Annotated in this window: 24 protein-coding genes; 15 read left to right on the top strand and 9 right to left on the bottom strand. The window is 73.5% G+C overall.

Annotated elements, in window-relative coordinates; all coding sequences use genetic code 11:
- Positions 1-221 precede the first annotated feature (221 nt).
- A complete protein-coding gene (locus ACWGN5_RS26195) occupies positions 222-893 on the top strand; it encodes a lysophospholipid acyltransferase family protein (RefSeq protein ID WP_453519405.1) in 672 nt (223 codons plus the stop codon).
- 111 nt (positions 894-1,004) lie between these two features.
- On the opposite strand, the gene ACWGN5_RS26190 is transcribed toward ACWGN5_RS26195, so the two are convergent.
- Together ACWGN5_RS26190 and ACWGN5_RS26185 are read right to left on the bottom strand one after the other, a co-directional pair.
- On the bottom strand, positions 1,005-2,534 hold the full coding sequence (locus tag ACWGN5_RS26190) for an MFS transporter (RefSeq protein ID WP_453519455.1): 1,530 nt from the start codon (positions 2,532-2,534) through the stop codon (positions 1,005-1,007).
- Positions 2,534-3,085 (bottom strand): TetR/AcrR family transcriptional regulator, encoded by a 552-nt coding sequence (locus ACWGN5_RS26185; protein ID WP_453519404.1) that lies wholly within the window; start codon positions 3,083-3,085, stop codon positions 2,534-2,536. Before ACWGN5_RS26185 ends, ACWGN5_RS26190 begins: the two co-directional genes overlap by 1 nt.
- Positions 3,086-3,170: 85 nt before the next feature.
- On the opposite strand from ACWGN5_RS26185, the gene ACWGN5_RS26180 reads away from it, so the two are divergent.
- Positions 3,171-3,680, top strand: a complete 510-nt coding sequence (locus ACWGN5_RS26180; protein ID WP_453519401.1) for an HAD domain-containing protein — start codon at positions 3,171-3,173, stop codon at positions 3,678-3,680.
- 15 nt (positions 3,681-3,695) lie between these two features.
- On the opposite strand, the gene argH is transcribed toward ACWGN5_RS26180, so the two are convergent.
- Positions 3,696-5,123, bottom strand: coding sequence for an argininosuccinate lyase (gene argH / locus ACWGN5_RS26175; RefSeq protein WP_453519399.1), 1,428 nt, complete (start codon positions 5,121-5,123; stop codon positions 3,696-3,698).
- Between the two features lie 145 nt (positions 5,124-5,268).
- Here argH and ACWGN5_RS26170 point away from each other — a divergent pair, with 145 nt between their 5' ends.
- From ACWGN5_RS26170 to ACWGN5_RS26135, 8 genes are all read left to right on the top strand, one after another.
- Complete coding sequence (locus ACWGN5_RS26170; protein ID WP_453519397.1) at positions 5,269-6,546, top strand: HEAT repeat domain-containing protein; 1,278 nt, start codon at positions 5,269-5,271, stop codon at positions 6,544-6,546.
- A gap of 334 nt (positions 6,547-6,880) precedes the next feature.
- Positions 6,881-7,000 carry a keywimysin-related RiPP gene (locus ACWGN5_RS26165; RefSeq protein ID WP_453519396.1) on the top strand — a complete coding sequence of 40 codons (120 nt, stop codon included), beginning with the start codon at positions 6,881-6,883 and terminating at the stop codon, positions 6,998-7,000.
- Positions 7,001-7,073: 73 nt separating this feature from the next.
- A complete protein-coding gene (locus ACWGN5_RS26160) occupies positions 7,074-8,960 on the top strand; it encodes an asparagine synthase-related protein (protein WP_453519395.1) in 1,887 nt (628 codons plus the stop codon).
- Positions 8,957-9,268: a lasso peptide biosynthesis PqqD family chaperone gene (locus ACWGN5_RS26155; protein ID WP_453519393.1), complete on the top strand. Its 312-nt coding sequence runs from the start codon at positions 8,957-8,959 to the stop codon at positions 9,266-9,268. Before ACWGN5_RS26160 ends, ACWGN5_RS26155 begins: the two co-directional genes overlap by 4 nt.
- Positions 9,265-9,663 (top strand): lasso peptide biosynthesis B2 protein, encoded by a 399-nt coding sequence (locus ACWGN5_RS26150; RefSeq protein ID WP_453519392.1) that lies wholly within the window; start codon positions 9,265-9,267, stop codon positions 9,661-9,663. The genes ACWGN5_RS26155 and ACWGN5_RS26150 overlap by 4 nt, the downstream gene beginning before the upstream one ends.
- Positions 9,660-11,432, top strand: coding sequence for an ABC transporter ATP-binding protein (locus ACWGN5_RS26145; RefSeq protein ID WP_453519390.1), 1,773 nt, complete (start codon positions 9,660-9,662; stop codon positions 11,430-11,432). Before ACWGN5_RS26150 ends, ACWGN5_RS26145 begins: the two co-directional genes overlap by 4 nt.
- A gap of 8 nt (positions 11,433-11,440) precedes the next feature.
- Positions 11,441-12,040 carry a pyridoxamine 5'-phosphate oxidase family protein gene (locus ACWGN5_RS26140; protein WP_453519387.1) on the top strand — a complete coding sequence of 200 codons (600 nt, stop codon included), beginning with the start codon at positions 11,441-11,443 and terminating at the stop codon, positions 12,038-12,040.
- A 47-nt stretch (positions 12,041-12,087) separates the two neighbouring features.
- The gene (locus ACWGN5_RS26135) at positions 12,088-12,561 is read left to right on the top strand and encodes a hypothetical protein (protein ID WP_453519385.1); all 474 of its coding nucleotides are present in this window, start codon (positions 12,088-12,090) and stop codon (positions 12,559-12,561) included.
- A gap of 1 nt (position 12,562) precedes the next feature.
- Here ACWGN5_RS26135 and ACWGN5_RS26130 read toward each other — a convergent pair whose 3' ends face one another.
- The 5 genes from ACWGN5_RS26130 to argC are packed head-to-tail and all read right to left on the bottom strand — an operon-like array spanning position 12,563 to position 17,375.
- Complete coding sequence (locus tag ACWGN5_RS26130) at positions 12,563-13,093, bottom strand: arginine repressor (RefSeq protein WP_030214728.1); 531 nt, start codon at positions 13,091-13,093, stop codon at positions 12,563-12,565.
- Between the two features lie 7 nt (positions 13,094-13,100).
- Positions 13,101-14,300, bottom strand: a complete 1,200-nt coding sequence (locus ACWGN5_RS26125) for an acetylornithine transaminase (RefSeq protein ID WP_453519382.1) — start codon at positions 14,298-14,300, stop codon at positions 13,101-13,103.
- Complete coding sequence (argB, locus tag ACWGN5_RS26120; protein ID WP_453519380.1) at positions 14,300-15,202, bottom strand: acetylglutamate kinase; 903 nt, start codon at positions 15,200-15,202, stop codon at positions 14,300-14,302. Before argB ends, ACWGN5_RS26125 begins: the two co-directional genes overlap by 1 nt.
- Complete coding sequence (argJ, locus tag ACWGN5_RS26115) at positions 15,199-16,350, bottom strand: bifunctional glutamate N-acetyltransferase/amino-acid acetyltransferase ArgJ (RefSeq protein WP_453519378.1); 1,152 nt, start codon at positions 16,348-16,350, stop codon at positions 15,199-15,201. Before argJ ends, argB begins: the two co-directional genes overlap by 4 nt.
- Complete coding sequence (gene argC / locus ACWGN5_RS26110) at positions 16,347-17,375, bottom strand: N-acetyl-gamma-glutamyl-phosphate reductase (protein WP_351188230.1); 1,029 nt, start codon at positions 17,373-17,375, stop codon at positions 16,347-16,349. Before argC ends, argJ begins: the two co-directional genes overlap by 4 nt.
- A 152-nt stretch (positions 17,376-17,527) precedes the next feature.
- Here argC and ACWGN5_RS26105 point away from each other — a divergent pair, with 152 nt between their 5' ends.
- From ACWGN5_RS26105 to ACWGN5_RS26085, 5 genes are all read left to right on the top strand, one after another.
- A complete protein-coding gene (locus ACWGN5_RS26105; RefSeq protein ID WP_453519375.1) occupies positions 17,528-18,121 on the top strand; it encodes a hypothetical protein in 594 nt (197 codons plus the stop codon).
- Positions 18,122-18,180: 59 nt separating this feature from the next.
- On the top strand, positions 18,181-19,575 hold the full coding sequence (locus tag ACWGN5_RS26100) for a hypothetical protein (protein ID WP_453519373.1): 1,395 nt from the start codon (positions 18,181-18,183) through the stop codon (positions 19,573-19,575).
- 229 nt (positions 19,576-19,804) lie between these two features.
- Positions 19,805-21,259, top strand: a complete 1,455-nt coding sequence (gene argG / locus ACWGN5_RS26095; RefSeq protein WP_369143230.1) for an argininosuccinate synthase — start codon at positions 19,805-19,807, stop codon at positions 21,257-21,259.
- Between the two features lie 195 nt (positions 21,260-21,454).
- On the top strand, positions 21,455-22,294 hold the full coding sequence (locus ACWGN5_RS26090; protein ID WP_453519371.1) for a sigma factor-like helix-turn-helix DNA-binding protein: 840 nt from the start codon (positions 21,455-21,457) through the stop codon (positions 22,292-22,294).
- A 141-nt stretch (positions 22,295-22,435) separates the two neighbouring features.
- Positions 22,436-24,034 carry an ABC-F family ATP-binding cassette domain-containing protein gene (locus ACWGN5_RS26085; RefSeq protein ID WP_453519369.1) on the top strand — a complete coding sequence of 533 codons (1,599 nt, stop codon included), beginning with the start codon at positions 22,436-22,438 and terminating at the stop codon, positions 24,032-24,034.
- 7 nt (positions 24,035-24,041) lie between these two features.
- On the opposite strand, the gene ACWGN5_RS26080 is transcribed toward ACWGN5_RS26085, so the two are convergent.
- Complete coding sequence (locus tag ACWGN5_RS26080) at positions 24,042-24,446, bottom strand: MerR family transcriptional regulator (RefSeq protein WP_453519368.1); 405 nt, start codon at positions 24,444-24,446, stop codon at positions 24,042-24,044.
- Positions 24,447-24,565 lie beyond the last annotated feature (119 nt).

Here is a 24,565-nt window from a genome sequence, read left to right as displayed (position 1 = left end):
CCGCGGTGTGATGTCCCGCACCTGTCAACTGTTGCCCCCGACGCTAGGCAGCGGGCCCCTACGGGCGGCAGACCTGGGCCGAACATGGCGGAAACACGCGTCAACACTGTGTATCCACTCGGTGAACCCGATGTGCGCGTGAGGGTGACCCGCGAGTATCGTCGCCAGCTGCAACCGTCGGTCCGCCCGCTCGGCCGGCCCGCTTCCCACCGGAGGAACCGTTGTCCCGTCATGCGATCATCAAGGCAGTGCTCGGGCCGGTCATGCGCCTGATGTTCCGCCCCAGCGTGGAGGGCGCCGAGAACATCCCCGGGACGGGTCCCGTGATCCTCGCCGGCAACCACCTGACCTTCATCGACTCGATGATCATGCCGATCTGCCTGGACCGTCCGGTCTACTTCATCGGCAAGGACGAGTACGTGACGGGCAAGGGCCTCAAGGGCCGGGCGATGGCCTGGTTCTTCACCAGCGTCGGCATGATCCCGGTGGACCGGGACGGCGGCCGCGGTGGTGTGGCGGCGCTGATGACGGGCCGTCGCGTCCTGGAGGAGGGCAAGATCTTCTCGATCTACCCGGAGGGCACCCGCTCCCCCGACGGCCGGCTGTACCGGGGCCGTACGGGCATCGCACGGCTGACCCTGATGACGGGGGCGCCGGTGGTGCCGTTCGCGATGATCGGCACCGACAAGATCCAGCCGGGCGGTGCGGGCTTCCCGCGTCCGGGCCGGGTGACGGTCCGCTTCGGCGAGGCGATGGAGTTCTCGCGGTACGACGGCATGGACCGCGACCGGTACGTGCTGCGGGCGGTGACGGACTCGGTGATGGCCGAGGTGATGCGGCTCTCCGGTCAGGAGTACGTGGACATGTACGCCACCAAGGCCAAGGCGGCGTAGGCGCTCCGCTTCGGTTCGGAAGTACTCGAGGGCGGCGTCCTGGACAGGGCGCCGCCCTCGTGGTGTTGTGCCCACCCGTTCCGCCTTGCGGAACAATTGCCCACAACGGTTCTACTTCTCCAGCTTCTGGCCCTTGAGGAGGAACCAGGCCGCGACCGCCGTCGCGAGGAGGACCGCCGCGCCGACGCCCGCCGCGATCCGCAGGCCGTCGACGAAGGCCTCCTGGGCGTGGGTCACCAGGGCGGTCGCCGTCTGGGGGGCGAGGCCGCCGGCGGCCTCGACCGCGCCGCCGAGGGACTCGTGGGCGGCCGACGCGATGTCCGAGGGGACACCGGCCGGGGTGGCGAAGCCGCGGTAGACGCCGGTCACGATCGAGCCGAGGATGGCGATGCCGAGCGCGGCGCCCAGTTCGTACGCGGTCTCGGAGACCGCGGAGGCGGAACCGGCCTGTTCCTTCGGGACGCTGGAGAGGATCACGTCCGCGGTCACGGTGAAGGAGAAGCCCGCGCCCACGCCGACGACGAGGAGGCTCGCGCCGAGCAGCGGGTAGCCGGTGTGCTGGTCGAGGGTGGTCAGGACGGCGAGGGAGAGGCCGACCGCCGCGAGACCGCCGGCCACCACGGACCGTACGGAGAAGCGGCGGGCCACGAGGCCGGCGACCAGACCGGCCGTCACCGCGCCGATCGCGGCGGGCAGTTCGGCGAGACCGGCCTCCAGGGGCTGGCGGCCCTGGACCAGCTGGAAGAACTGGGACAGGAAGAACACCAGGCCGGACAGGCCGAGGATGGTCAGCAGGTCGGCGAGGACGGCTCCGGAGAAGCCGCGGTGGCGGAAGAGCCGCATGTCCAGGAGCGGCGCGGGCAGGGTCAGCTGCCTGCGGACGAACCAGATCAGGGCGGTGGCGCCGAGGAGGGCGGCGGCAGCGGCGTCGAGGGAGAGGCCGTGGGAGGCCAGTTCCTTCACCGCGTACACGACGCCGACCATGCCGACGAGCGAGAGGGCGACGCTGGCGAGGTCCCAGGGGCCGTGGGCCGGGTTCTTCGACTCGGGGATCAGCTTGATGCCGACGAGGACGAGGACGGCCATCACGGGCAGGTTGATGAGGAAGACCGAGCCCCACCAGAAGTGCTCCAGGAGGAACCCGCCGACGACCGGTCCGACGGCGGCGCCGGCCGAGGCCATGGCGCCCCAGATGCCGATGGCGAGGCTGCGCTCGCGGGGGTCGTGGAAGAGGTTCCGGATGAGCGCCAGGGTCGAGGGCATCAGGGTCGCGCCGGCGACGCCGAGGAGGGCGCGGGCGACGATCATCATCTCGGGGCTGGTCGCGTAGGCGTTCAGGACCGAGAGGGCACCGAAGGCGGTGGCGCCGATCAGCAGGAGCTTCTTGCGGCCGATGCGGTCGCCGAGGCTGCCCATGGAGACCAGGAGTCCGGCGATGACGAAGGAGTAGACGTCGCCGATCCAGAGCAGCTGGGTGCCGGAGGGCTTGAGGTCCTCGGAGAGGAAGGGGGTGGCGAGGCCGAGGACCGTGGCGTCGACCGCCACGAGGAGCACGGCCAGGACGAGCACGGAGAGGGCGAGCCACCGGCCGGGGCGGTGCACGCCCTCGATATGGCTCTCGGTCTTGATGCTGTCGGTGATCACTTCTCCACGCTCCTGCGCGCTCCGCCGAGCAGCAGCTCGACGATCATGTACTGGAAGTCCTTGGCGGCGACCCGGCCGTCCTGCACGGCCCAGGCGCCGGAACCGATGAGCCCGTAGAGGGCCTCGGTGAGCCAGGCGGGGGTCAGGTCGATGCGGAAGACGCCCTCTTCCTGGCCGCGCCGGAAGAGGGCGGAGACCCGGGCGTCGAGGCGTTCCCAGCCCTCGTTCTGCTGGTCGCCCTCGAAGAGCTGGTTCTCGGTGACGAGGAACGAGAGCAGCGGGGCGACGTCCTCGACCTCGGCGACGAGCCGGCGTACGGCCTCGTCGGCGGGACCTTCCTCGGTGCGGGCCCGGTCGTGGGCCGCCTCCAGCTCCTGCAGCCCGAGCTCTTCGAGCGCCCGCACCAGGGCGTCCCGTCCCGCGAAGTGCCGGTGCAGCGTGGCGCGCCCGATCCCGGCGGCCCGCGCGACCTCGTCCATGGTGGCGGTCGCCTTGCGGGTGAGCAGGGCGGCGGCGGCACGGAGCACCTGGGTGCGATCGACTGACATGAGACAACCATACACCCGATGAGACATCAGTGTCTCATTCGATAAATCAACGCCTCATCGGAGGCGGGAACGGAATGCTGCGGACATGACGAAGCCACTGCTGCTCATCGATGTCGACGGGCCGCTGAATCCGTACGCGGCGCAGCGCGAGAGACGCCCGGAGGGGTACGAGACCCATCGGATGAGCCCCACGGCCTGGACGGGGGCGAAGCCGCTGCGGGTGTGGCTCAATCCGGACCACGGGGACGAGCTGCTCGCCCTCGCCGAGGCGTACGAGCTGGTGTGGGCGACGACATGGAAGGACGAGGCGAACGACTGGATCGGGCCGCGGCTCGGGCTGCCGGAGCTGCCGTTCATCGACTGGCCCCGGATGCACGGAAAGGCCCCTCGCGGGACCTTCTGGAAGACGCAGTACATCCTGGAGTACGCGGCGGGGCGGCCGTTCGCCTGGATCGACGACGACATCACGTCGTACGACCACGAGTACGTGGAGCAGAACCACCTCGCCGCCGCCCTGTTGCTGCGCGTCGACGAACGGATCGGGCTGACCCGGCCGGACTTCGACGCGCTCGCGGAGTGGGCGGCGGCGCTGTGACGTGCTGAGGGTTACCTACTTCTTGGCCTCGGCCCAGGCGTGCTGGATGACCAGGTCCGCCTTGACCTCCACCAGCTGGATGGCGACCGCCGAGGGGGCGGTGCCGCCGCGGCCGTTGCGGGAGGCGAGGGCGCCGGGGACGTTGAGGACGGTGCGGACCTCGGGGGTGAGGTGCTCGGAGATCTTGGCGAACTGCTCGTCCGTGAGCTCGTCCAGCTCCTTGCCCTCGGACTCGGCGACCTTCACGCACTCGCCGGCCACCTCGTGCGCCACCCGGAACGGGACGCCCTGCTTGACCAGCCACTCGGCGATGTCGGTGGCGAGGGAGAAGCCGGCCGGGGCCAGTTCCTCCATGCGCTCCCGGTTGACGGTGAGGGTGGCCATCATGCCGGTGAAGGCCGGCAGCAGGACCTCCAGCTGGTCGCAGGAGTCGAAGACCGGCTCCTTGTCCTCCTGGAGGTCCCGGTTGTAGGCGAGCGGGAGGGCCTTCAGGGTGGCCATCAGGCCGGAGAGGTTGCCGATGAGGCGGCCGGACTTGCCGCGGGCCAGCTCGGCGATGTCCGGGTTCTTCTTCTGCGGCATGATCGAGGAGCCGGTGGAGAAGGCGTCGTGCAGGGTCACGAAGGAGAACTCCTTCGTGTTCCAGATGATGATCTCCTCGGCGATCCGCGAGAGGTTGACGCCGATCATCGCCGTGATGAAGGCGAACTCGGCGACGAAGTCGCGCGAGGCCGTGCCGTCGATCGAGTTGCCCGCCGAGCCCCGCTCGAAGCCGAGGTCCTTCGCGACCGCTTCCGGGTCGAGCCCGAGGGAGGAACCGGCGAGGGCGCCGGAGCCGTACGGGGAGACCGCGGTCCGGGTGTCCCACTGCCGCAGCCGCTCGGCGTCCCGGGAGAGGGACTGGGCGTGGGCGAGGACGTGGTGGGCGAAGAGCACCGGCTGGGCGTGCTGGAGGTGCGTACGGCCGGGCATGGCGACGTCCGGGTGCGCCTCGGCGAGGCCGACGAGGGCGTCCTGGAGCTCGGCGATCAGACCGCCGATGATCCGCGCGTGGTCGCGCAGGTACATCCGGAAGAGGGTGGCGACCTGGTCGTTCCGGGACCGGCCGGCGCGCAGCTTGCCGCCGAGCTCGGCGCCGAGGCGCTCCAGGAGGCCGCGCTCCAGGGCGGTGTGGACGTCCTCGTCGGCGATGGTGCCGACGAAGGAGCCGTCGGCGACGTCCGCCTCCAGCTGGTCGAGCCCGGCGAGCATGCGGGTCAGCTCGTCCTCGGTGAGCAGGCCGGCCTTGTACAGCACGCGCGCGTGGGCGCGGGAACCGGCGATGTCGTACGGCGCGAGACGCCAGTCGAAGTGGACCGATGCGGAGAGCTTCGCCAGGGCCTCGGCGGGGCCGTCGGCGAACCGTCCGCCCCAGAGCCGGACGTCACCGTTGTTGCTGCTCACTGCTACTCCTCGATTCGACGTCTGCGGGCTGCGCCGGACAGGTATAACTATGCAGACCTCCGTATGTTCTGTCAAAGCATGCGGGGGAGGACGCGGTAGGGAAAAGCAGGGGCGACAGCGGAATGCCACCCCCTACGCTCCGTGCATGCCGAGTGAAGACATACGACGGGACGAGGCCGTGCGCCGGTTGGCGCGCGGGCTGTCACTCGCCCGGGCCATCGACGTCACACGCGCGAGCGCCTGGACGGACCTGGACCGGGACGTCCGCACGGCGATCGGACGGGGCACGCTCCCCGAGCGCCCGTTCGACCACGCCCTCCCCGACGACCCCACCGAGGCGCAGCTCGCCCTCGCCCTGTGCGAGCCGCGGGGCAGGATCCGGGAGGCGGCCCTCGCCCACGCCGGGGCCGTGCCCGCGGTGCTCCCCCTGGTCGCGATCCGCACCACGGACTGGGCCCGGCCGGTGCGCGAACGGGCCCGCGCGGCCCTGGCCGCCGCACTGCCCGCCGCGAAGCCGGCCGCGCTCGCCGTCACGGTCCCGGTGATCCTGCGGATCCGCCGTCGGCAGCGGGCGGGCGAGGTGTCCGGCCTCCTGGACGAGGTCCTCCGCGACTGCCCCGCGTCCGCTCTCGCCCCACTGACCCTCCACCGGGACCGTCTCACCCGGCGGCTCGCTCTGGGTCTCGCGATGGAACGCGGGATGTACGGGGCGCGGGACCTCGCCCGGATCGCGGCGAACGACCCGGACGTCGCCGTCCAGGACCGGGCCGCGACCGCCGCGGTGGCCGCGAACGCACCGGACGAGACGCTGCCCCTGCTCCTGGAGGCCCGCAGCGGCCAGGTGCGGGCGGCCGGTGTCACCGCCCTGCAGAGGGCCGGGCGTCACCAGGAGGCGGAACCGTTCCTCCACGACCGGTCGGGGATCGTGCGGGCCTGCGCCCGCTGGGTGCTCCGCCAGGAGGGCATCGATCCGCTGCCGCTGCACCGGGCCGCGTGCGCGAACCCGGACGGCGTGCCCGACCGGGCGCCGCTCGGGCTCGCGGAGTGCGGCGAGCGCGCCGTGGACGCGCCGGTGCTGTGGGAGCTGAGCGGGCACGGGCGCCCGCTGGTGCGCGCCATGGCCGTCGCGGGCCTGCGCCTGCTGGACGCGGCGGACTGGGCGCGGCTGCTGCCGCTGCTCGACGACCCCGCGCCCGCGGTCGTACGGGAGGCGGCCAGGGCCCTGCTGCCGTGGGCGGACTGGCTGCCGGAGGCCGAACTCGTCGGCCTGACCTCGGCCGAGCGGCCATGGCACGTGCGCATGCGCGCGCTGCAACTGCTCGGCGCGCGCGGTGGGCCGGTCTACGTGGAGGCGGCCCAGCGGCTCGCGGAGGACCCCGACCCCGTGCTGCGGGCGCGGGTCCGCAACCACCTCGGCTGGTAGGAGACGGGGTCGCCCCGCCGGCCGGACCCGCACACCGACGGGGCGGGGCTGACGCCGGGTCGGGAGTCGAACTCGTCCTCGGCGTCCGGACCCTGGGCGCGCGCACGCACGGTGCGCCCGACGCGGAGGTCGCGACTCTCCGTCACCCACGACTCTCCGTTACTTGGCAACTCTCCGTCACCGTAAGACTTTCGGGGAACTCGCCGCGCTACACGGAATCCACGAAAGGGTCTATCGTGGAATCTGAACAAAACGCTCATATCGCGTCTCCCAAATAGGTTGAAACGCTGATTGTTTGAGCGCTCCCAGGAGGTCGAGGGGAGGTGTGTCACCCATGCGCGCGGCCTACGAGCGTCCCACTCTGATCGCGATCGGCTCCTTCCGTAAGGAGACCGGACGTCTTCGTAAGGGCAAGGGACCGCCCGACATCCTGTTCAAGGGCAACCTGCTGTGAAGGCGGCCAGGGCGCGCCGGCCCGGGTGGCCCCCACCCGGGCCGGGGCGCGGACCATAAGGCGGTGCCACACCGTGCGATCCCCCCGACTCGCCGCGCTGCCCTTCTGGTTCGTCGTCCTGCCGGACCACCCCCAAGCCGAACGCGTCGCGGCTCCTCTCCGGGCCGGCGCGTGGCAGACCGTCAGACACCCCTCCGGGCGCCCCTGGATCGTGGGCCGCTGGGCCGCGCGGGACGCCGCGGTCGTGTCCGCGGGCGAACGGCGGCTCGCCCTGATCGGTGAACAGGCCGCCGATCCCGCACGGCTCACCGAGGCCCTGGCCCGGCTGCGTACGGTCGCGGACGCCGACGCCCTCGCCCGCACCTGGCCCGGGAGCTTCCACCTGATCGTCGCGGCGGCCGGAGAGACGCGCGTCCAGGGCACCGTCTCCGGCTACCGGCGGGTGCACCGCGCCGCGACCGACGGCGTCACCGTGGCCTCCGACCGGGCCGACGTGGCAGCCCTCCTCACCGGCACGGGACCGGACGAACAGCGCCTGGCCGTACGGCTCCTGAACCCCCCTCAGTTCCATCCCCTGATCGCCCGGCCGGTCTGGCACGGCGTCTCCTGCGTACCGCACGACAGCTATCTGCTGCTCGACGCCTCCGGGCGGGCCCGGGAGGTGCGCTGGTGGCGGCCGCCCGAGCCGGAACTGCCGCTGGCCGAGGGCGCGCGGGCGCTGCGCGAGGCGCTGACCGCCGCCGTGGCCGTACGGACCGCGGGACGCGCCCTCGTCAGCAGCGATCTGAGCGGCCTCGACTCGACCGCCCTCTGCGCGCTGGCCGCGCGGACGGGGGCGGCGGTCCTCGCCTGCACCGCCGGAAGCGGTGACGCGCTGGACGACGACGTCCGCTGGGCCGCCACGACCGCCGCGGCCCTGGACCGGGTCGAGCACCAGGTCGTACCGGCGGAGCGCATGCCCGGGATCTATCAGGGTCTCGACCACCTCGCACCGCCGCTCGACGAGCCGCTGGACGAGCCCTGCGGCGGGCTCGCCGACTCCGCCCGCTGGCTCGCCGTCGTCGGCCCCGCCGCCGAGCGCCGCTCGCCGTGCCATCTGACCGGGTACGGCGGCGACGAGCTGCTCACCGGCTCCCCGCTGCATCTGCGGACCCTGCTGCGACGGCGGCCGGCGGCCGCGCTCCGGCTGCTCCGCGGCCATGCCGAGCGCTACCGGTGGCCGCGCGCGGAGATGCTCGCGCAGCTGCGCCCCCTGCCGCCGTACGACCGGTGGTTCGCCGGCGCGGCCGACCGGCTCGGCACTCCCCCGCCGCCCGAACCCGTGCCCCTGCTCGACTGGGGCCCGACGCCCCGGCTCGCCCCCTGGGTGACGGCCGACGCCGCCGACGCCGTCCGCGAACTGATCCGCGCCGAGGCGCCCGGCGCCCGGCCGCTCGCGGCGGACCCGGGACTCCACGACGACCTCGACGCCCTGCAGGAGGCCGCCCGCCCGGTGCGCCTCGTCGGCCTGCTCGCGGCCCGGCTCGGGCTCCCGCTCGCCGCCCCGTACTTCGACGACCGGGTCGTCGAAGCCGCCCTCGCGGTCCGCCCGGAGGACAAACGGCCCCCCTGGGCGTACAAACCGCTGATCCAGGAGGCGATGCGCGGCATCGTCCCCGACGCGGGGCTGCGGCGGCCCGCGAAGTCCGGCGGCCTGTGCGACCTCGACGCGGCCCTGCGGAAGAACCGGCCCGCGCTGTTCCGCCTCTTCGACGGCTCCCGACTCGCCCGCCTCGGCCTCATCGACGAGGCCGCGCTGCGCTCCCTGTGCGCGGGCCCCCTCGCCCACCACCCCTACGACCTCCACGACGGGCTCTACCAGGCCATCGCCTGCGAGCTGTGGCTGCGCTCCCGCGAGCGGGAACCCGAACGGGAGCGGGTGCCCGTCCGGTCGACACCGAACCCCGGAGCCCCGCCATGACCCTCACCCTGCGCCGAGGCGTGTCCTTCGCCCAGACCGACGACGGTCTCGCCCTGCTCGACGAGCACGGCGGCCGCTACTGGCACCTCAATCCGACCGGCGCGCAGGTGCTGCGGGCCCTCCTCGACGGGCGGACGGCCGAAGAGGCCGTGACGCAGCTGACCGCCGAGTACGAGGTCGACGCCGAGAGCGCCCACCACGACGTGCAGGAGCTGGTGACGGCCCTGCTCGCCGCCGGACTCGTCGTCGCGGTGCACGAGCAGCCGCGGGACGTGGGGAGGGGCGGCGCCGAGAGGGGCGGATCGTGAGCCGCCGCGCGGTGCGCACGAGGCGTCCCGCCCGCGCCCTCGCGGCGGTCGGCCTCGCCCGGCTGCTCGCCCGCCTCTCCCCCGCCCGGCTGCGTACCGTGCTCGGCCGGCTCAGCCGAGGCGCCCGGCCCGCGGGCTACGCGGAGGCCTCCGCGGCCCGGGAGGCGGTGACCGCGGCCAGTCCGCGGTGCGGCCGTCCCGAGGCGTGCCTGCCCCTGTCCCTGGCGACCGCCCTCCTGTGCCGCTCCGGCGGCAGCTGGCCGACCTGGTGTGTGGGCGTGCGGCGGCTGCCGCCGTTCGGGGCGCACGCCTGGGTCGAGGCCGAGGGCCGGCCCGTCGGCGAGAAGCACCCGCCGGACTACTTCCGGGCCTTCTTCACGGTGCCGGATCCATGACGGGCGGCTCCCGGGGCGGGCGCTCCGGATGGCGGGAGATCCTCCGGGTCCTGCACGGCCACGGCCGGCAGATCTCCCTCGCCGTCGCGTTGACGGTGGTCGCCTCGGGCCTGGGGCTCGCCCAGCCCCTCGTGGTCAGGAACCTGATCGAGGCCGCGGGTGCGGGGGAGGCCGTGGCCTCCGGTGCCGCCCTGCTCACCGCGCTCTTCCTGGCGCAGGCCGCCGTGCAGTGCCTGGCCCAGTACGTGCTCACGCGCACCGGCGAGGGGGTCGTGCTGGGCGTCCGCCTCGACCTCGTCGGCCATCTGCTGCGGCTGCCCATGGCCACGTACGACCGGCACCGGATCGGCGATCTGCTCTCGCGCACCACGGCGGACGGCACGGCGCTGCGGCTGCTCGTCGCCGAGGGGTTCACCGACACGGTCAGCGGCGGGATCGGGCTCGTGGGGGTCGCGGCCGTGATGCTCTGGCTCGACTGGGTGCTGTTCCTGATCGTCGTGGCCACGGTGGCCTGCGGGACGCTGATCGTCTCGCTGGTGCTGCGCGGCATCGAGTCGGCCTCCCTGGGCGCCCAGCGGGCCACCGGTGAGATGACGGCGGAGCTGGAGCGTGCGCTGTCCGCGATCCGTACGGTCCGGGCCTCGCGGGCCGAGGCACGGGAGGCGGAGCGGATCGGCGCGCGGGCCAGGGCGGCTTGTGCGGAGGGCGTACGGGTGGGCCGCCTGGACGCGGTGGTGGCGCCGGCGATCGTGCTCAGCGTGCACGGCTCTTTCCTGCTCGTCCTGGTGGTCGGCGGGCTGCGGGTCGCCGGGCAGGGCGCCTCGTTCGCCGATCTGGCCGCCTTCCTGCTGTACATGCTGTATCTGGTCGGGCCGCTGGGTGCGGTGTTCCAGGCGGCGAGCACGCTGCGGCAGGGGCTCGGCGCGCTGCGGCGCATCACCGAGATCCTGGACCTGCCCGTCGAGCGGCCGGGCGTACGGTCCGGTGCCGAGGTGGCGGCGGCGCGGCGGTCGGGGAACGGGCGCCGGCCGCCGGCCCTGGAGTTCCGGGACGTCTGGTTCGGCTACCGGCCCGGACTCCCGGTCCTGCGCGGGGTCTCGTTCCAGGTGCCGCCGCGCGGGCACGTGGCGCTGATCGGCAGCTCCGGGGTCGGCAAGTCGACCGTGTTCGCGCTCACCGAGCGGTTCTACGATCCGGATCGCGGCACGATCCTCTTCGGGGGCCGTGACGTCGCGGGGCTGAGCCGCGCCGAGCACCGCGGGCGCCTGGGCCTCGTCGAACAGCAGGCGCCGGTGCTGCACGGGACCCTGCGGGAGAACCTGCTGTACGCGGCCCCCGACGCCGGCACCGAGGAGCTGCGACGGGTGGTCGAGCTGGCGCAGCTGGCCGATCTGGTGGCCCGGCTGCCGCAGGGTCTCGACACCGAGGTGGGCGAGCACGGCTCGGGTCTGTCGGGGGGCGAGCGGCAGCGGATCGCGATCGCCCGCTCACTGCTCACCCGGCCGGGTCTGCTCCTGCTCGACGAGCCGACGGCCCATCTCGACGCCGTCAACGAGGAGGCGCTGCGCCGGTCGTTGCGGCTGGTCGCGGCCGACTGCGCGCTGCTCGTCATCGCGCACCGGTTCTCGACGGTCCGGGCCGCGGACCTCATCGTGGTGATGGACGGCGGCCGGGTCGTCGCCTCGGGCAGTCACGAGCTGCTGATGGACACCAGCGAGCAGTACCGGCTGCTGAGACAGGACGTCGGCGCGCCCCCGACGCCTCGATAATCAACACCATGGGAAAAACGTATGAGCACATCGATGGGCGGCTTCGGGCCTTCATCGAGGAGCAGCCGGTGTTCTTCACCGCGACCGCTCCCCTCTCCGGCGACGGTCACGTCAACCTCTCCCCCAAGGGGCGCAAGGGAACGCTCGTCGTGCTCGACGAACTGACCCTCGCCTACGTCGACTTCGGCGGCAGCAGCGCCGAGACGATCGCGCACCTGCGGGAGCCGGGGAACGGGCGGATCACGCTGATGTGGACCGCGTTCTCGGGGCCGCCGACCGTCGTGCGGGTGCACGGCACGGGCGAGGCCGTGCTGCGGGACGATCCGCGGTGGGGCGAGCTGTTCGCGCGGTTCCCCGCCGAGGCCGTCGAGGGGCAGGGCAGCGCGCGGGCGATCGTCCTCGTGCACGCCCGGCGGGTCAGCGACGCCTGTGGGTTCGCCGTCCCGCTGATGGAGTACCAGGAGGACCGGTCGCTGCACGCCGAGTACTTCAACCGGAAGACGGACGAGGAGTTCAACGCGTACTGCGAGCGGAAGGACCACATCGCCAGCAGCCTCGACGGGCTGCCCGCGCTGCCGCTCCCGCTGCCGCCGCTGCCCGCCGAATAGCCCCGCACGAGAGGCGAGGAGTCTCGTACGGTCCTAGCGTCGCGGCCATGCGTACTCTGCTCGTCCTCGGCGCCGCCCTGCTGTCCCTCGGCTCCGCCCCCGCACCCGCGCGCGTACCGCTGCCCGAGCGGATGGCCGACACCGGCGGGGGCTCCCAGCTGATCACGGCCGAGGCCTCGGACACGGACTCCACCACGGGCACGCTGACTTGGTGGGACCGGCGCGGCGGGCGGTGGGTCGAGGGGCTGCCCCGGGACTGCCGGGCGGAGGAGGCCGAGCGTCTCGCCTCGTACGGCACGCAGTACGCGTACGCGCTCGTCATCGGCTTCAACTACGAGCGTCCGGTGCGCGGGCGCGGGGCCGGGATCTTCCTGCACGTCAACGGGCGCGGGGCGACCGCCGGTTGCGTCTCCGTGCCGGAAGACGCGATGCGCGCGGTCCTCGCCTGGGCGGATCCCGCGCGCCGACCGCACATCGCCGTCGGAACGCGGGGCGGTCCGACGGCGATCACGGGGTACTGACCTACTTCTGGGCCAGTTTCAGCAGGTGGTCGGCGAGCGCCTGGCCGCCGACCGGGTCGCGGCTGATGAGCAGCAGCGTGTCGTCACCCGCGATGGTGCCGAGGATGGCGTGGAGTTCGGCCTGGTCGATGGCCGACGCGAGGAACTGGGCGGCGCCCGGCGGGGTCCGCAGCACCACCAGGTTGGCGGAGGCCTCGGCGGAGATCAGCAGTTCGCCGGAGAGGCGCCGCATGCGCTCCTCCTTCGCGGACTCGCCGAGCGGCGCCTGCGGGGTGCGGAAGCCGCCCTCGCTGGGCACGGCGTAGATCAGCTCGCCGCCCGTGTTGCGGATCTTCACCGCGCCGAGCTCGTCGAGGTCGCGGCTGAGCGTCGCCTGGGTGACGCTCAGCCCGTCGTCCGCGAGCAGCTTGGCGAGCTGGCTCTGCGAGCGCACCGGCTGCCGGTTGAGGATGTCGACGATCCTGCGGTGGCGTGCGGTGCGGGTCTGCGGAACGGACGGCCCTCCGTGCTCGTTCTCCTGCGCGTCGGTCATCGTCGTCTCATTCTCCGGTTCGTCCTTGCCCGTTCGCCTCGTCCAGGACTCCGGGCAGCGCCTGGAGGAAGGCGTCCGCCTCGGCGTCGGTGAGGACCAGCGGAGGCATGATCCGTACGACGTCGGGCGCGGGCGCGTTCACCAGGAGGCCGGCGTCCTGGGCCGCCTGCTGCACCTGGGGTGCGAGGGGCCCGGTGAGCACGATACCCAGCAGGAGGCCCGCACCACGGACGTGGGAGACCAGCGGGTGGCCCAGACCCTCGATTCCCTGGCGCAGCCGCTCCCCGACCGCCTTCACGTGGTCGAGGGCCGCGTCGGCTCCGAGGGTGTCCAGGACGGCGAGTCCGGCGGCGCAGGCGACCGGGTTGCCGCCGAAGGTGGTGCCGTGGTGGCCGGGCGCGAAGAGCTCCGCGGCCTCGCCGAAGGCGACGGTCGCGCCGAGCGGGAGGCCGCCGCCGAGGCCCTTGGCGAGGGTGACGACGTCGGGCTCGACGCCCTCGTGGGCCTGGTGCTCGAACCAGTGGCCGCAGCGGCCGATGCCGGTCTGCACCTCGTCGAGGACGAGGAGGGTGCCGGTGGCGCGGGTGATCTCGCGGGCCGCCTTCAGGTAGCCGGCGGGCGGGACGACGACGCCGTTCTCGCCCTGGATGGGCTCGATGACGACGAAGGCGGTGTCCTCGGTGACCGCGGCCCGCAGCGCCTCCACGTCCCCGTACGGCACGTGGGTGACGTCGCCGGGGAGCGGCAGGAACGGGGTCTGCTTGCCGGGCTGGCCGGTGAGCGCGAGGGAGCCCATGGTCCGGCCGTGGAAGCCGCCGTCGGTGGCGACCATGTGGGAGCGGCCGGTGAGCCGGCCGATCTTGAACGCGGCCTCGTTGGCCTCGGCGCCGGAGTTGCAGAAGAAGACCTTGCCGGGGCGTCCGAAGAGGCTCAGGAGCCGCTCGGCGAGGGCGACGGGCGGTTCGGCGACGAAGAGGTTGGAGACGTGGCCGAGGGACGCGATCTGCCGCGACACGGCCTCGACGATCGCCGGGTGGGCGTGGCCGAGGGCGTTGACGGCGATGCCGCCGACGAAGTCCAGGTACTCCTTGCCGTCGGCGTCCCAGACCTTGGCGCCCTCACCGCGGACGAGCGGCAGCCGGGGGGTGCCGTAGTTGTTCATGAGCGAGCCCTGCCACCGCTGGGTCAGCTCGGTGTTGCCGGTCATCAGTCCCCCTGTCCGTCCGGCACGACCATCGTGCCGATGCCCTCGTCCGTGAAGATCTCCAGCAGGATGGAGTGCGGGACCCGGCCGTCGATGACGCGGGCCGTGGTGACCCCGTTCCGTACGGCGTGCAGGCAGCCCTCCATCTTGGGGACCATGCCGCTGGAGAGCTCGGGCAGCAGCTTCTCCAGCTGGCTCGCGGTGAGCCTGCTGATGACCTCGTCGCTGTTCGGCCAGTCCTCGTAGAGGCCCTCGACGTCGGTCAGGACCATCAGGGTCTCGGCACCCAGCGCCGCAGCGAGTGCCGCAGCCGCCGTATCAGCATTGACGTTGTAGACATGTCCGTCGTCCTGGGAGCGGGCGATGGAGGAGATGACCGGGATCCGGCGGTCCTCCAGGAGCGCCTTGATGGCGCCGGTGTCGATGGCGGTGATCTCGCCGACGCGGCCGATGTCGATCGTCTCTCCGTTGATCACCGGCTGGTGCTTGGTGGCGGTCATGGTGTGGGCGTCCTCGCCGGTGAGGCCGATGGCGAGGGGGCCGTGCTGGTTGAGCAGGCCGACGAGCTCGCGCTGGACCTGGCCGGCGAGCACCATCCGGACGACGTCCATCGCCTCGGGGGTGGTCACCCGCAGGCCCGCCTTGAACTCGCTGACCAGGCCGGCCTGGTCGAGGGCGGCGTTGATCTGGGGGCCGCCGCCGTGCACGACGACCGGCTTGAGGCCGGCGTGGTGCAGGAAGACGATGTCCTGGGCGAAGGCGGCCTTGAGGTCGTCGTCGATCATGGCGTTGCCGCCGAACTTGATGACGACGGTCTTGCCGTGGTGGCGGGTGAGCCAGGGCAGGGCCTCGATCAAGGTCTGGGCCTTCGGGAGGGCGGTGTGTTTCCGCGCGGTGTTGGTCATGACGAGTACGCGCTGTTCTCGTGGACGTAGTCGGCGGTGAGGTCGTTCGCCCAGATGACGGCGGACTCGGTGCCGGCGGCGAGGTCGGCCGTGATGGTGACCTCCCGGTAGCGCATGTCGACCAGGTCGCGGTCCTCGCCGACGGAGCCGTTCTTGCAGACCCAGACGCCGTTGATGGCGACGTTGAGCCGGTCGGCCTCGAAGGCGGCCCGCGTGGTGCCGATGGCGGAGAGCACCCGGCCCCAGTTGGGGTCCTCGCCGTGGATGGCGCACTTGAGGAGGTTGTTGCGGGCGATGGAGCGGCCCACCTCGACGGCGTCGTCCTCGGTGGCGGCGTTGATCACCTCGATGCGGATGTCCTTGCTGGCGCCCTCGGCGTCGCCGATGAGCTGGCGGGCGAGGTCGTCGCAGACGGCCCGTACGGCCTCGGCGAACTCGTCCTGCCCGGGGGTGACTCCGGCGGCGCCGGAGGCGAGGAGGAGGACGGTGTCGTTGGTGGACATGCAGCCGTCGGAGTCGACCCGGTCGAAGGTGAGCCGGGTGGCGGTCCGCAGGGCGGCGTCGAGGCCCTTGGCGTCGACGTCCGCGTCGGTGGTGAGGACGACGAGCATGGTGGCGAGGCCGGGGGCGAGCATGCCCGCGCCCTTGGCCATGCCGCCGACGGTCCAGCCGTCCTTGGTGACCACGGCGGTCTTGTGGACGGTGTCGGTGGTCTTGATGGCGATGGCGGCCTTCTCGCCGCCGTGCTCGGAGAGTTCGGCGGCGGCCGTCTCGACGCCGGGGAGCAGCTTGTCCATGGGGAGCAGGACGCCGATGAGGCCGGTGGAGGCGACGGCGACCTCGCCGGCGCCGATGTCCAGGACCTCCGCGACCTTCTCGGCGGTGGCGTGGGTGTCCTGGAAGCCCTGGGGTCCGGTGCAGGCGTTGGCGCCGCCGGAGTTGAGGACGACCGCGGTGAGTTCGCCGTCGGCGAGGACCTGCTGGGACCAGAGGACGGGTGCGGCCTTGACGCGGTTGGAGGTGAAGACTCCCGCGGCGGCGCGGCGGGGCCCGGTGTTGACCACGAGGGCCAGGTCCGGGTTGCCGTTCGCCTTGATCCCGGCGGCGATGCCCGCTGCCGTGAATCCCTTCGCTGCGGTGACGCTCATGGAGCGACTCCAATCGTGGAGAGTCCGGTGGCCTCGGGAAGCCCGAGGGCGATGTTCATGCTCTGCACCGCGCCGCCGGCGGTGCCCTTGGTGAGGTTGTCGATGGCGCTGATGGCGATGATCCGGTTCGCGTTGGCGTCGTACGCGACCTGCACCTGAACGGCGTTGGAACCGTAGACGGACGACGTGGCCGGCCACTGCCCCTCGGGGAGCAGGTGGACGAAGGGCTCGTCCGCGTAGGCCTTCTCGTACGCGGCCCGCACGGTCTCGGCGGTGACGCCGGGCTTCGCGGTCGCGGTGCAGGTGGCGAGGATGCCGCGGGGCATCGGTGCCAGGGTGGGCGTGAAGGAGACGGTGACCCGCTCCCCCGCCGGTCCGCTGAGGTTCTGGATCATCTCGGGCGTGTGGCGGTGGCCGCCTCCGACGCCGTACGGGGACATGTTGCCCATGACCTCGCTGCCGAGCAGGTGCGGCTTGGCTGCCTTGCCCGCGCCGGAGGTGCCGGAGGCGGCGACGATCACGGCCTCGGGCTCGGCGAGCCCCTCCGCGTACGCCGGGAAGAGCGCGAGCGAGACGGCGGTGGGGTAGCAGCCGGGGACGGCGACGCGCTTGGAGCCCTCCAGGGCGGCGCGGGCGCCGGGGAGTTCGGGGAGGCCGTAGGGCCAGGTGCCGGCGTGCGGGGAGCCGTAGTACGTCTCCCAGTCGGCCGGGTCCTTGAGGCGGAAGTCGGCGCCCATGTCGATGACGAGGACGTCCGGTCCGAGCTGCTCGGCGACGGCGGCGGACTGGCCGTGCGGCAGCGCGAGGAAGACCACGTCGTGGCCGGCGAGCTCCTCGGCGGTGGTGGGCGCGAGGACGCGGTCGGCGAGCGGGAGCAGGTGGGGCTGGAGGGCCCCGAGTCGCTGGCCGGCGTTGGAGTGGCCGGTCAGTGTCCCGATCTCCACGTGGGGGTGGGCGACGAGGAGACGCAGGAGCTCTCCGCCCGCGTATCCGCTCGCACCCGCCACTGCTACTCGTACCGTCATCGAAACCCTCCTCATGGATGGCATGACTATACGTCTCGCCGAACTTTTATGCAACGACGTGGTCCGGGCGGCCGCACGGACGAAAGGCCCACCTTTCAGCGCACCACATATCCGGTCGCCCGGCGCGGCACGGCCCTGACAGGGTGTCCCCCATGAGTACCGAGCCCGCACATTCCGGACCGGTCCGTCACCACGACCGAGGCATCTGGCTCGCCGGGTTCACCCGACGGGTGCTCGTCGTCTGCCCGGGGTGCGGCGGCCGCGCGCTCGTCACGCCCCGGCCCGGCCTGCCGGAGCGGGGAAATCCGCTCTTCGAGCCCCGCCGCCTCACCTGCGGCGGCTGCGGCGCGGTCGCCGAATGGGCGGCCGAGCAGCGGGGCAACACCCTGGTCGGGGTGGTGCCCGGCGGCACCGAGGACCCCTTCTTCCGGCGGCCGCTCTGGCTCCAGACCCGCTGCGCCGGCCGGATCCTCTGGGCCTACGACGAGGAGCACGTCGACGCGCTCGCCGCGTACGTCGGCGCCCGGCTGCGCATCCGCCACGCCTCCCCGACGCTGGGGATGTTCGCCCGGCTGCCGGCCTGGATGAAGTCCGCCGCCCACCGCGACGAGGTCCTGGCCGGCCTGGAGACCCTCCGGGCCCTCGCCGGGCGTTCGGCCCCCGCCGACCGCTCCGACGCGGCCCACGAGCGCGGCGACCGGCCGCGCCACCACGGCAGCCTGCTGTTCCGGGGCGGCCCGTACTGACCCCACCGTCCACACGTAACCTCCTGCGGGACGTACGGGAGCGGTGAACGGGGGATCTCATGGCGACGACACATCACGCGGTGGACGGGCTCGCGAGCAATCCGGCGGCTCCGGCCGACGTCCTGCTGCGGCTCCTCGCGGACTACGACGGCGACGACTGGATCGCGTATCGCCTTTCCTGGCGCACGTCACTGCCCGACAGCGTCGCCGAGGCCATGCTCCACCACCCCGAGCGCCGGGTGCGGGCCCGGCTCGCGGGGAGCGCGGCGGCCGACCCCGGACTGCGCGCCCGCCTCCTCGACGGCCCGGCGTCGGACGCCATGCTGGTCGCCGTCGGCCCGACCCCGTACCGCAGCCCGGTGCCGCCGCTGCCCGACGCGGCGTACGAGCGGCTGCTGACCCACGAGCGCGAGGTGGTCCGGTACGAGACCCTGGAATCGGCCGGTGCGCCGGCGCACGTGCTCGTACCGCTCGCCGGTCACGCGGACCCGCTGTTCCGGCTGGCCGCCTGCCGCCGCGTCTGGAACGAGCTCACCGACGACGTGCGTGCCGCGCTCCTCGCGGACCCGGACCCGGCGGTGCGCACGGCCGCGTCCCTGCAGGTCATGCACGAGGACGAGGAGCGCACGGCCGAGCTCGTGGAGTCGCTCGCGGACGACTGGCGGGTCGGGGACGTGCTGGAGCGGGGCCGGCTCGGGCGGGCCCTGGCCGAACGCCTGCTCGCCGAGGGGACGCGGCTCGCGCAGCTCGTACGGAACCCGACGTTTCCCGCCGACCTGGCGGCGGGGCTCGCCGCCCACGAGGACCCCGCCGTGCGGCTCATGGTCTCCGCCCGACCCGAGCTGTCGGAGGAGGAGCGGGCCGCGATCGACTGGGAGGTCGGCCCCGAGGACCGGCTCGACACCCTGCGGTGGGTGTGGGACGCGCGCGAGGACCCGGACGTCCTGCGCCGGTGCGCGAGGTCCGCGCACACCTGGCTGCGGCGCAGCGCCGCGGTGTGCCCCGGGCTGCCCGAGGACTGCGTGGAGCCGCTGGCGGGGGACGAGGACTTCGCCGTACGGCTGCTGCTCGCCGAGCACCACCCGATGGCGCCGCCGGAGCTGCTGCTCGATCTGTACCTGAACGGCACCCACCGGGCCGTCGGCTCCCTGGTCTCCCGGCCGCGGTTCCCGGCGGCGGGGCTCGCGGCGCGGTTCGCGGACGCGCCGGAGCCGGAGGCCCGCGCGCTGGCCCTGCGCGATCCGGACGCGACGTCCGCGCTGGTCGAGCGGTTGAGCCGGGACCCGGCGGCGCGGGTGCGGCAGGCGGCCGCGCTCGATCGGCGGCTTCCGGTGGCCCGGCTGGTGGAACTGTTGGACGATCCGAATGTGGGCGCGGCCGCGGCCTGCAATCCCGCGCTGCCGGTCACGGAGATGCGGGCGCTGCTCGACCGGGCGGGCGTACCCGGCCTCTGACGGCCGAGCCGACGGGACCTGGCGGGCGTTCCCGGCCTCTGGCGGCCGAGCCGACGGGACCGGGCGGGCGTTCCCGGCCTCTGGCGGCCGAGCCGACGGGACCGGGCGGGCGTTCCCGGCCTCTGACGGCAGAGCCGACGAGCCGCCCAGGCCCCCCGGGAAGCCCCTGCGAGCCGTCGCCAGAAACCCAGCCTTTGCATGACCATGCGCGATGATGCATACTCTTCCTATGTCCAAGGTCCTCACCTCCCTGCCCGCCGGCGAGCGCGTCGGCATCGCCTTCTCCGGCGGCCTCGACACGTCCGTCGCCGTCGCATGGATGCGCGACAAGGGCGCCATCCCGTGCACCTACACCGCCGACATCGGCCAGTACGACGAGCCCGACATCGCCTCGGTGCCCGGCCGCGCGAAGACCTACGGTGCCGAGATCGCGCGCCTGGTCGACTGCCGCGCCGCGCTGGTCGAGGAAGGCCTGGCCGCGCTCACCTGCGGCGCGTTCCACATCCGCTCCGGCGGCCGCGCCTACTTCAACACCACCCCGCTCGGCCGCGCCGTCACCGGCACGCTCCTCGTCCGGGCGATGCTCGAGGACAACGTCCAGATCTGGGGCGACGGCTCGACCTTCAAGGGCAACGACATCGAGCGGTTCTACCGCTACGGCCTGCTCGCCAACCCCCACCTGCGGATCTACAAGCCCTGGCTGGACGCGGACTTCGTGACCGAGCTCGGCGGCCGCAAGGAGATGTCGGAGTGGCTGCTCGCCCACGACCTCCCCTACCGGGACAGCACCGAGAAGGCGTACTCCACCGACGCCAACATCTGGGGCGCCACCCACGAGGCCAAGACGCTGGAGCACCTGGACACGGGCGTCGAGACCGTCGACCCGATCATGGGTGTGAAGTTCTGGGACCCGTCGGTCGAGATCGCCACCGAGGACGTCACGATCGGCTTCGAGCAGGGCCGCCCGGTGACGATCAACGGCAAGGAGTTCCACTCCGCCGTCGACCTGGTCATGGAGGCCAACGCCATCGGCGGCCGCCACGGCATGGGCATGTCCGACCAGATCGAGAACCGGATCATCGAGGCCAAGAGCCGCGGCATCTACGAGGCCCCGGGCATGGCGCTGCTGCACGCCGCGTACGAGCGCCTGGTCAACGCCATCCACAACGAGGACACCCTCGCCCAGTACCACAACGAGGGCCGGCGCCTCGGCCGCCTCATGTACGAGGGCCGGTGGCTGGACCCGCAGGCCCTCATGGTCCGCGAGTCGCTCCAGCGCTGGGTCGGCGCGGCCGTCACCGGCGAGGTCACGCTGCGGCTGCGGCGCGGCGAGGACTACTCGATCCTCGACACCACGGGCCCGGCGTTCAGCTACCACCCGGACAAGCTGTCCATGGAGCGCACCGAGGACTCGGCCTTCGGCCCGGTGGACCGGATCGGCCAGCTCACCATGCGCAACCTCGACATCGCCGACTCGCGCGCCAAGCTGGAGCAGTACGCCGGCCTCGGCCTGATCGGCACCGGCAGCCCCGCCATCGGCGCCGCCCAGGCGGCCGCGGCCGGCCTGATCGGCACCATGACGCAGCTGCCCGAGGGCGGCGCCGAGGCCATCGCCTCCCGCGGCGAGGTCTCCGGCGAGGAGGAGATGCTGGACCGGGCCGCGATGGAGTCCGGCACGGACTGACGCACGACGCCCCACCTACGGAAGGCCGGTTCGACACCTTGGTGTCGGACCGGCCTTTTCGCTGGTCGGGGGGCTCGTGGGGTCCTGATCGTCCTGGACGCGGTGAGGGCCGCGGAGGTCGGCGCGGAGGTGCTGTCACATCCGGGCGGGTCCTCTCGTCAACGCGGTGAGGGAACCGACGAGGAGTGAGGCGCCATGCACGAGGACACGTTTCTGACCGCCCTGACCGGGCGGTTCGACGCCCACGAGGAGCAGTTGCGGGCCGTCGCCCTGCGGATCACGGGGTCGCCGGCGGAGGCCGAGGAGGCGCTCGCGGCGGCTCGGGCGGGGCTCCGGCAGGACGACGACGCGACGGTACGGGCGTGGCTCACGGCGGCCGTCGGCGAGGCCTGCGTGCGCAGGCTCCAGGAGCGCGGGGGCGAGGGGCGCCGTGCCGGGGCCGGGAGTTTCGGCGGCGGGGTGCCCGCGTCGGAGGAGGCCGGGGTCGGGTCCCTGTGGCTGGCCCTGCTCGTGATGCTGGAGAGACTCGGGGGCGAGGAGCGGCTCGCCTATGTCCTGCACGACGTGTTCGGGCTGCCGGCGGACGAGACCGCGCGGATCGTCGGCGGCTCGCCCGAGGCGGCGGCTCGGCTGGCCGGGCGGGCGCGGGAGCGGATCCGGGGCGGTGGGGCGGCCCGTACCGAGGGTGAGGAGGGGCGGCAGCGCGCGGTGGTGGACCGCTTCCTCGCGGCCGTACGCACGCGGGACGTCCGCCTGCTGGTGGCGGTCCTCGATCCCGAGGTCGTCGCGTACGCCGAGGGCGGCCCGGTGCACGGGGTCGCCGCGGTCGCCGAGACGGCCGTCGCCTTCGCGCGGCGCGCGGACGTGTCCCGGCCGGCGCTGGTCGACGGGGCCGTCGGCGCGGTCGGGTTCGCCTCGGGCCGTCCGGTCTCGGCGTTCGCGGCCACGCTCCGGCGGGACCGGATCGTCGCCCTCTCGCTCACCACAGGGGAGGACCGGGTGCGCGGTCTCGACCTGGCGTTTCCCGACTCCTGAGGCGCGGGCCGGGCGAAATTCCGCTGCGGTCGACGGTCGGCTCCGTTAGCCTCGACGGCATGTCTACGCCCCGAATCTCCTAGCTGAGGACCCGCACTCACGCCACCCGTGTGTCCTCAAGCCTGTTCGGAGCGTCATCCCATGATCACCGTTCGTGGTGCCGACGTGCGCGTCGGCGCCCGGCTCCTGCTGTCCGGCGTCACCTGCCACATCGCCCCCGGCGACCGCGTCGGCCTGGTCGGCCGCAACGGCGCCGGCAAGACCACCCTCCTCGACACCCTGGCCGGGCTGCGTGCCCCGGCCGCCGGCACCGTCACCCGTACCGGCTCCGTCGGCCATCTCGCCCAGGACTCCCGGGCCGCCGACCCCGCCGTGACCGTCACCGACCGGATCCTCTCCGCGCGCGGCCTCGACCGGGCGGTCCGGCGGCTCGCGGAGGCCGCCCGGCGGCTCGGCGAGGCGCCCGACGCGCGGGCGCTCGCCGCGTACGACGCGGCCGAGACCACCTTCGAGGCCGGCGGCGGGTACGCGGCGGAGGCCGAGGCCGCCCGGGTCGCCGCCGGCCTCGGCCTGCCCGATGAGCTCATGGACCGGCCCGTCGGCCGGCTGTCCGGCGGCCAGAAGCGCCGGGTCGAGCTGGCCCGGATCCTCTTCGCCGGTCACGGCCGGGACGGCACGCTGCTGCTCGACGAGCCGACCAACCACCTGGACGCCGACTCGATCGGCTGGCTGCGCGGCCACCTGGCCGCCCACCGGGGCGGACTCGTGCTGATCAGCCACGACGTGCGGCTCCTGGCCGACACCGTGAACCGGGTCTTCCACCTCGACCCGCAGCGGGCCGCGCTGGACGTCCACAACACCGGCTGGGAGGCGTACCTCGCCCAGCGGGACGCCGACGAGCGGCGCCGGGTGCGCGAGCGCGCCAACGCCGAACGGAAGGCGGCCGCCCTGCACGCGCAGGCGGACCGCATGAAGTCCCGCGTGGCGACGGCGACGACCGCCCGCAGCATGGCCCGCCGGGCCGACCGGATGCTCGCCGGCCTCGACCCGGCACGGCAGGCCGAGCGGGTCGCCCGCATCCGGCTGCCCGAACCCGCCCCCTGCGGCCGGACGCCGCTCGGTGCGGTGTCGCTCACCAAGGCGTACGGGGAGCGGCCGGTGCTCGACGGGGTGGACCTGGCCGTCGACCGGGGCAGCCGCCTCGTCGTCCTCGGACTCAACGGCGCCGGCAAGACCACCCTGCTGCGGCTCCTCGCCGGACAGGAGGCCCCCGACGCGGGGCGGGTCGTCCACGGGCACGGGCTGCGGCTCGGCTACTTCGCCCAGGAGCACGAGACGCTCGACCCGGAGCGCACGGTCCGGGAGAACCTCGCGGCGGCCGCACCACACCTGACGGACGGTGAGGTACGGGCCGTGCTCGGCGCCTTCCTGTTCCGGGGCGACGACGCCGACAAGCCGGCCGGGGTGCTCTCGGGCGGCGAGAAGACGCGGCTCGCGCTGGCCGCCCTGGTCCACTCCGGTGCGAACGTGCTGCTCCTGGACGAGCCCACCAACAACCTGGATCCCGCCTCGCGCGACGAGGTCCTGGCAGCCGTGGGCACCTATCCGGGCGCGATCGTGATGGTCACGCACGACGAGGGCGCGATCGAAGCGCTGCGCCCTGAGCGGGTCCTGCTGCTCCCGGACGCCGACGAGGACCTGTGGAGCGCGGAGTACCGGGAGCTGGTCGCCCTGGCGTGAGTGCCCGTCAGCCGGTCGCGGCGGCGGGGGTCTCCGGGTGCGGCGGCGGGGCCGAACGGGCCGCCAGTTCGTCGCGCTGGCGCGTGAGGCGGGCGATCTCCGCGTCGAGGGCCGCGAGCCGGCGGCTCACGACCGGGGACGCCCGCACACAGACCCCCTCGGGGACCCGGCGGGAGCGGATCGCGTCCACGTCGAGGAGCGGAAGGCGGTCCACGCACGCGCGTACGTCCTCGATCGTCAGGCCGAGGGCGAGGAGTTCCCGCACGACCCGGACGCGTGCCACGTCGTCCGGGCCGTAGCGCCGCTGGCCGGTGAGGGTGCGGTCCGGTGGCGGGAGGAGACCGCGCTGCTCGTAGAGGCGCAGGGCCCGGGGTGTGGTCCCCGCCGCTGCCGCCGCGTCACCGATCCGCATGCCGTCCGCCCTTCGTCGCGGGGACGGCCGCCACCGGGGGCCGTGACCGTCGCCGTCACGGTCCACCTCGCCGCCCAGTCCCCGTCGCCGTCGTCGTCGCCGTCGCCGTCGCCGTCGCC

It is taken from the genome of Streptomyces sp. NPDC055815 (assembly GCF_053616475.1).
Note: the sequence above shows the minus strand (reverse complement) of the source record. Positions and strands in the feature narration are given on the sequence as shown.